This is a genomic window from Acidovorax delafieldii 2AN, from assembly GCF_000175235.1.
Lineage (GTDB): Bacteria > Pseudomonadota > Gammaproteobacteria > Burkholderiales > Burkholderiaceae_C > Acidovorax > Acidovorax delafieldii_B.
The window spans coordinates 1-6,623 of sequence record NZ_ACQT01000197.1; the positions used below are offsets into that span (position 1 = coordinate 1).

A 6,623-nucleotide genomic window follows, 5' to 3' on the forward strand; every position below is an offset into this window, starting at 1 on the left:
CGGGTGGGGAGAACGTGGCGGGTGGGGAGAACGTGGAAGGCTCCTCCGGCACCGCAGAGCCCCGCGCAGCCGCCGGGTCGCCGGCCGCAGCCTGCGGGGCAGGGCGAGCGACAGAGGCCTGGCGGTCCACATACACCGCGTTGAACACGGCGGTGGTGATCCATTCGCGCAGCGGGGTCTTGGTCCAGTAATCGCGCGCGGCGATGGGCCGGGTGATGCTGCGCAGTTCTTCGGGCAGGGCGGCCCAGATCATCACCATGTCGGCGTGGCTTTGGTGGTTGGCAAAGTAGATGCGCTGCTCGGCCTTGGGCGGACAGCCGTACCAGCGTGCCTGCGACCCGGTGAGAAATCGCACCAGGCCCAGCAGGAAGACACTCATCAACTTGGCAAGCATGGGGCGATGATACGGGGCGGGCAGTCGGCGCGGACGGCGCGGACGGCGCGGCGGGGCAGTGGCAATTCAGGGGAAAATCGCGGCTTTACTGCAGACCATTCACATTCATGACCGAAGCCTCTTCCGCCCCCCGCTGCCCGACCATCTCTCGGCCGACCCGCGCAGCCCGCACCACGTGGCCGCCGTGTTCGAGCACGACATCGGCATCCGCCTGAACGACAAGGAGCGTTTCGATGTGGAGGAATACTGCATCAGCGAGGGCTGGGTCAAGGTGCCGGCCGGCAAGACGCTCGACCGCAAGGGCAAGCCCCTGCTGATCAAGCTCAAGGGCAAGGTGGAAGCGTTCTACCGCTGACGCGGTACTCCGGCGGCTGCGGCGGGCAAGGGCGCGCTGAGCGCCTCTCTTGGCAGCCGCTGCAGCGCCCGCGTGGCGCAGACCAGGGGCCGCTGCCGGAACCCGTGCAGGCAGGCCGACATCCGCGATGATCCCTACCCCCGATAGCGCATCCCCTTCACCGGCCCCCTGGGTCGTGCATTGCGACGGCAGTGCCATGCCCAACCCCGGCCGCATGGGACTGGGCGTGGTGCTGTGCGCGCCCGACGGCGCCCTTCATACGTTTTCGCAGGCCACCCATGCCATCGGCTGCAACAACGAGGCCGAGCTGCGGGCCCTGCTGCTGGCCCTGGAGGAACTGCAGGCCCGGGGCGCCCGGGCGCTGCGGGTGCACAGCGACAGCAGCATTCTTGTGGAGCACCTGGGCGGCGTGGTGCGCCCCGGATTGCGACCAATTGCGCGGTTGCAGGCGCTGTTCGGGCAGGTGCGCAGCCTGCTGCAAACCTTCGGGCCGGTCGAGTGGGTGTGGATTCCGCGCCACCGCAACGGCGAGGCCGACGCGCTGGCGCGTGCGGCGCTGGGCTTCGGGCCCAAGCCGCCCACGGTGGCTTCGCGCCGCCGGCGCAGGCGTTGACGCCGATTCGCTCTACCCGCGGACAGGCAAAGCCGCCGATGGGAGGCGATAGGCCGCAAGGGCGTTGATTGCCATAGGCGCGGTCTGCGCAAGCCAGGGCGTTCCGTTGGGGGGCTGCGGCCGTTGCGCCACCATGCCTCAACGGGTCTGATCCAATCCCTCGCCCTCACTGCCACGCCGCAATGCGGGCCCACCCCACTTACCCACTGCCCTTCGCTATCGCGGTGGGAGGGCTGCAGAGACAGGTGTCAGCCCCCCGAAACCATGCTGCACATGGGCTGCGGGATGGCACAAGGAGGCCCGGTGCGCTGGCGCAATGCCTGGACAGCGCCTCAGGCGGCGGGCAGGGCGGCCAGCGGTGGCTGAAATCCGGCCAACCAGCCCGGCAGTTCGTGCGCGGGCATGGGCCGGGCCAAAAAATAGCCCTGGGCATGGTCGCACCCAAAGGCGGCGAGCTGGTCCCAGTGCTGGCGGGTTTCCACCCCTTCGGCCACGACCTTGCGCCCGAGGTCGTGGGCGAGGTCGATGGTGGAGTGGACGATCAGCGCGGCATCCTTGGTGTCGGGCATGTCGCGCACGAAAGACTGGTCGATCTTGATGTAGTCCACGGGCAGCTTCAACAGGTAGCTGAGGGACGAGTAGCCCGTGCCGAAGTCGTCGATGTAGAGCGGAATGCCCTCGTCGCGCAGACCGTGCAGCACGCGCAGGGCGAAAGCGGCATCTTCCATGACCGTGCTTTCGGTGATCTCCAGCTCCAGCAGGCCGGCCGTGACGCCTGAGGCCCTTTGCAGTTGGCGGATGATGTCAATGAGGTTTTCATCCCGCAGGTTGCGGGCCGACAGGTTCACGGCGATGGGCAGTGCGCGGCCCTCGCGCATCCATTGCTGGTTCAGCTGCAGGCTGGTCGCGATCACCCATTCGGTCAGCGGCTTGATGAGCCCCGTGTGTTCGGCCAGGCCGATGAATTCGCCCGGCAGGATCAGGCCGCGCTCGGCGTGGTGCCAGCGCACCAGGCCCTCGGCGCCGCACACCGCGCCGGTGGCCATGTCCACCTTGGGCTGCAGGTGCAGGTCCAGGTCGCCGTGCTCAATCGCGGCGCGCAGTTCGCCGGCCAGGTTCAGGCGGTGCGAGCGGTCGGGGTCCCGTGCCGGGTCGAAGACGAAATAGTCGAGGCCCCGCATCTTGGCCTGGTGCATCGCGATGTCCATGTGCCGGTACAGGTCGTGGGGTGTGGAGCCATGCGCCGGAAACAGTGCGATGCCGGTGCGGGCGGAGATGTCGAGAAAAATGTCCGCCAAGGCCAGCGGTTGCGCGAGCGAGCGGCCCAGTTGCTGCACCACGGCAATGGCCGTTGCGGCATCGCCGCCCGGCAGCAGCAGCGCGAATTCGTCCCCGCGCAGGCGGGCCACCGATGCACTGGCGGGCGCGGCCGCGCGCAGGCGCGCGCCGAACTCGCGCAGCACCTGGTCGCCCTGGCTGAAGCCCAGCGCATCGTTGATCTCGCTGAGCCGCTCGATGTTGACCTGCAGCGCCGCGAAGGGCTTGGCGCCGGCAATGGCGCTCGCCATCCACTGGGTGAACAGGAGCTCGTTGGGCAGGCCCGTGAGGGTGTCGTAGTGGGCCAGGCGGTCCATGGCTTCCTGCGTCCTTTGCTGCAGAGCGCTGGTGCGCAGCGTGGAAATGCCAAACGAGAGGTCGTCGGCCGATTCCGACAGGAGCGCGACTTCGTCGGCGCCGAAGATGTCGGGCTCGGCGTGGTAGATCGCCAGGGCGCCCATCACCTGCCCGCCCACGCGCAGCGGGCAGGCCAGGCCTGAAAGGTTGTCGTTCAGGTATGGCCGCAGCGGCCCGTAGTGGGGGTTGTTGCGCACGTCGGGAATGACGACCGGCTCGCCGGTGCGGATGGCCGTGGCCACGGCGCCCTGGTTGTCGGCCCAGCTGATCTGAAGCTGGCGAAGCTGCGCCAGGCCGCCCGGAAACCCTTGCTGGGCCATGGGCTGGATGGAGCGCTGCTCGTCATCGGCGCGGTACCAGACGATGGCCATGTGGTAACCCCCCGTGCCGACAATGGCCTGGCACATGCCATCCAGCAGTTCGGCTTCGCTGGTGGCGCGCAGCAGGGTGCGGTTGCCCGCGCTCAGGGTCTTGAGGGCGCGGCTCACCTGTTCGAGGTCGCGGGCGTGGCGCTGCAGGTCGAAGTTCAGCGCCTGGATCTGCTCCTCGGTCTGCTTGCGATCGGTGATGTCGGTGCCCAGCACGTAATAGCCCGCCACGCTGTCCTGGGCATCGCGCCGGGGCAGGTAGCTGATGGCGTGCCATACGCCCGGGAAGGGTTGCCAGTCGTAGTTCTGCGCCTCGCCCTGCAGCGCGCGCGCGATGATGGGGCCGGCCGTGGCGTAGCGCTCAGGGCCCAGCACCTCGCGCACCTCCAGGCCCGTGATGTCCGGCTGGTCGGGCGCAAAGCGCTGCTGGTACTGGCGGTTGGCGTAGACGTAGCGCTGGTGCGCGTCCACGTAGGCGATCATGGCGGGCACGTTGCTGATCACGTTGCGCAGGTGGCCTTCGCTCTCCTGCAGCTGCGCGGTGCGCTCGCGCACGCTCTGCTCCAGCAGCCGGTTGTGGTCGCGGATGGCGCGGCGGGCCTGCCGCGCCGCGGATTCGTCGCGGAACACCAGCACCACGCCGCGCACGTGGCCCTCCGTGTCGCGGATGGGCGCTGCGCTGTCGGCGATGGGGCATTCGCTGCCGTCGCGTGCGATCAGGGCCGTGTGGTTGGCCAGCTCCTGGACTTCGCCGGTCTCCAGCACCCGGGCCACCGGCACCATGGCGGGCGCGCGTGTCTCTTCGTTGACGATGCAGAACACCTGATCGATCGGCCGCCCCAGCGCCTCGTCCAGGAGCCAGCCGGTCAGGCGTTCAGCCACCGGGTTCATGCGGGTGATGCGCCCCTGGGTGTCGGTGGCCAGCACGGCGTCACCGATGGAATGCAGCGTGGTGGAAAGATGTTCTTCGCTCTCGGCCAGCGCCTGCTGGCTGGCCTGCGCCGCGCGCACCTGCCGCCGGATCAGCACGTACGTGCCTGCCAGCAGCGCGAGCAGCGCCACCACTGCCGCCGTGCCCGCGGTCAGCAGCAGCTGGCGTGTGTGCGACTGCTGCGCGATGCGGTCGTCCAGCAATTCGCGCTCGGCCTGCTCCATCTCGCGCAGCAGGCCGTAGGTGCGCTCGCGCGTCTCGCGCAGCGGCGCGGTGGCTACGTAGGCATTGGCGGCTTCGGGTCCCTGCGTCTTGCGCAGGTGTTCCACCTGTTTCGAAATGGCGATGCGCTCATCCAGCACGGCGCGCAACTGCGCCCAGCGTTCCTGCTGTTCGGGATTGTCTTGCGTGAGCTTGCGCAGCCGGTACATCACCGATTCACGCGTGACCATGTTGGCATCGCGCTCGGCCAGGTATTTGGGGTCGCCAGCGATGCGGTAGCTTTGGGTGCTCAACTCGACCTGCAACGTGTCGCCCCGCACATGCGACACGTTGCCCAGCACCTCATGGGTGTGCGCCACGAGGCGTGCGGCATCGGCGGCGTCGTGCGCGGTTTTCCAGGCGGTGGCAGACAGCCCGCCCACCACCAGGGCAGCCGCCGTGAAGGCGGCCATCACCTTGGCCTCGAAGCTGGAGCGATCTGTCAAGGGCTGTTCCTATCGTAATAGCCGAGGTGTTCAGTCGGATTTACCCCCCTTTTTATACCCTGGGAGGCGTGATTTCGCTATCGGCAAAAGGCCTGCTCGGTGTGAGAGGACGCCAAAGGGTGCGCGGCCCCGATTCCATGGAGCACGGACCGCTCCCGTTCCAGTGGAGATGGGGCGCGTGCTGACCGGGGCACGCGGGACATGAGAAGAGCGAAGCGAAGGTGGGGAGCTGCGGGTGGATGCTTCTCCTGCCAAGGGGCCAGTCTGCCGCGTGTCCTTGAGCGGCGGCGCAGCGGTACGGACGTCGGCTGCGCTCAGGGCAGTTCGGCGCTGCCCATGCGGGCCAGGATGGTGCGCGTCCGCCCGGCCAGGTAGGCCGAGCCCGGCGTTTTCTCGAAACGCTTGGGGGCGGGCAGCATGACGGCCAGGCGGGCGGCCTCTTGGGGTGACAGGCGGGCGGCTGGCTTGCCGAAGTACCGCTGGGCCGCGGCTTCGGCGCCGAACACGCCATCGCCCCATTCCACGCTGTTGAGGTAGATCTCGAGAATGCGCTGCTTGCTCAGCAGCTGCTCGAGCAGCACGGTCAGCACGAACTCCTGCCCCTTGCGCAGCAATGTGCGTTCGCCCGAAAGCAGCAGATTCTTGGCCAATTGCTGGGTGATGGTGGATCCGCCGCGGATCTTGGGTGCCCGCGTGGGTCTTTCGGGGGCGCGGGCCTGGGCCTTGGCGAGCTGGGCCTCGGCCTGCGCGTTGCGTTCCCAGGCTTTTTCGATGGCGTTCCAGTCCACGCCGTCGTGGGTGACGAAACTGCCGTCTTCGGAGGCGATCACGGCGCGTTTCAGGTGGTCGGAGATCTGGGCGTAGGGCATCCACTGCTGGCGCCAGCGCACATCGCCCTTGCTGGCCACCTGGGCCCAGATTTCGGAGCGCTGGAACGTGGTGGATTCGGGGGCCACCACGGCCATTGCCGCGATGCGCGCCACAAAGAACAACTGCAGGGCCACAAGGGCCACCACCACCAGGCCCAGCCAGCGCAGCATGGCTTTCATCGTTGCATCCCCCTCGTCGCCATTCTCAGCTCCGCAGGAACGCCGGCGCGAAGGCGCAGCGCACGCAGCGCGGGCGAGCGACCGGCCAGGCCGGTTGGGCGCATGGGGGATGCGGCCATCGCATCACACCGTGGCCTGCAGTTCGGCCAGCACCTGCGCCGATGGCGGGCGCACGCCGCGCCACAGGGCAAAGGCCTCGGCCGCCTGCTCCACCAGCATGCCCAGACCATCGCGGGGCACGGCGCCATGGTGGCGGGCCCAGCCGAGAAAGCCCTGTGCCGCTGGGCCGTACATCATGTCGTAGGCCAGGCTGCCAGCCCGCAGCACCTGGGCCGGCACGGGCACGGCGTCGCCGGCCAGGCTGCTGGCCGTGGCGTTGATGATGATGTCGAAATTGGCCTCTAGCGCTTTCGGAGCAAGCGCAATCAGCTCTGCTTTTTGTAGCGAGGCGAGATCGGCGTGGGCCTGAACCAGCGCCTGTGCCCGCGCCAGCGTGCGGTTGGCCACGGTGACGTGGCGCACGCCGGCCTGC

At 68.6% G+C, this 6,623-nt stretch carries 5 protein-coding genes and 1 pseudogene; 2 read left to right on the plus strand and 4 right to left on the minus strand.

Annotated elements, in window-relative coordinates; genetic code table 11:
- A partial coding sequence (locus ACDELDRAFT_RS17425) for a 1-acyl-sn-glycerol-3-phosphate acyltransferase (RefSeq protein ID WP_005799280.1) occupies positions 1-394 on the minus strand: 394 nt, incomplete at its 3' end.
- 103 nt (positions 395-497) lie between these two features.
- Here ACDELDRAFT_RS17425 and ACDELDRAFT_RS17430 point away from each other — a divergent pair.
- Positions 498-749 (plus strand): DUF3297 family protein, encoded by a 252-nt coding sequence (locus ACDELDRAFT_RS17430; RefSeq protein ID WP_040329744.1) that lies wholly within the window; start codon positions 498-500, stop codon positions 747-749.
- Positions 750-876: 127 nt separating this feature from the next.
- Positions 877-1,362, plus strand: coding sequence for a ribonuclease HI family protein (locus ACDELDRAFT_RS17435; protein ID WP_005799282.1), 486 nt, complete (start codon positions 877-879; stop codon positions 1,360-1,362).
- A 332-nt stretch (positions 1,363-1,694) separates the two neighbouring features.
- Here ACDELDRAFT_RS17435 and ACDELDRAFT_RS17440 read toward each other — a convergent pair whose 3' ends face one another.
- From ACDELDRAFT_RS17440 to aroE, 3 genes and pseudogenes are all read right to left on the minus strand, one after another.
- Positions 1,695-5,009 carry an EAL domain-containing protein gene (locus ACDELDRAFT_RS17440; RefSeq protein WP_005799283.1) on the minus strand — a complete coding sequence of 1,105 codons (3,315 nt, stop codon included), beginning with the start codon at positions 5,007-5,009 and terminating at the stop codon, positions 1,695-1,697.
- A gap of 347 nt (positions 5,010-5,356) precedes the next feature.
- A complete protein-coding gene (mtgA, locus tag ACDELDRAFT_RS17445) occupies positions 5,357-6,091 on the minus strand; it encodes a monofunctional biosynthetic peptidoglycan transglycosylase (protein ID WP_005799284.1) in 735 nt (244 codons plus the stop codon).
- Between the two features lie 123 nt (positions 6,092-6,214).
- A pseudogene (gene aroE, locus ACDELDRAFT_RS17450) lies at positions 6,215-6,623 on the minus strand (shikimate dehydrogenase); the annotation flags it as partial.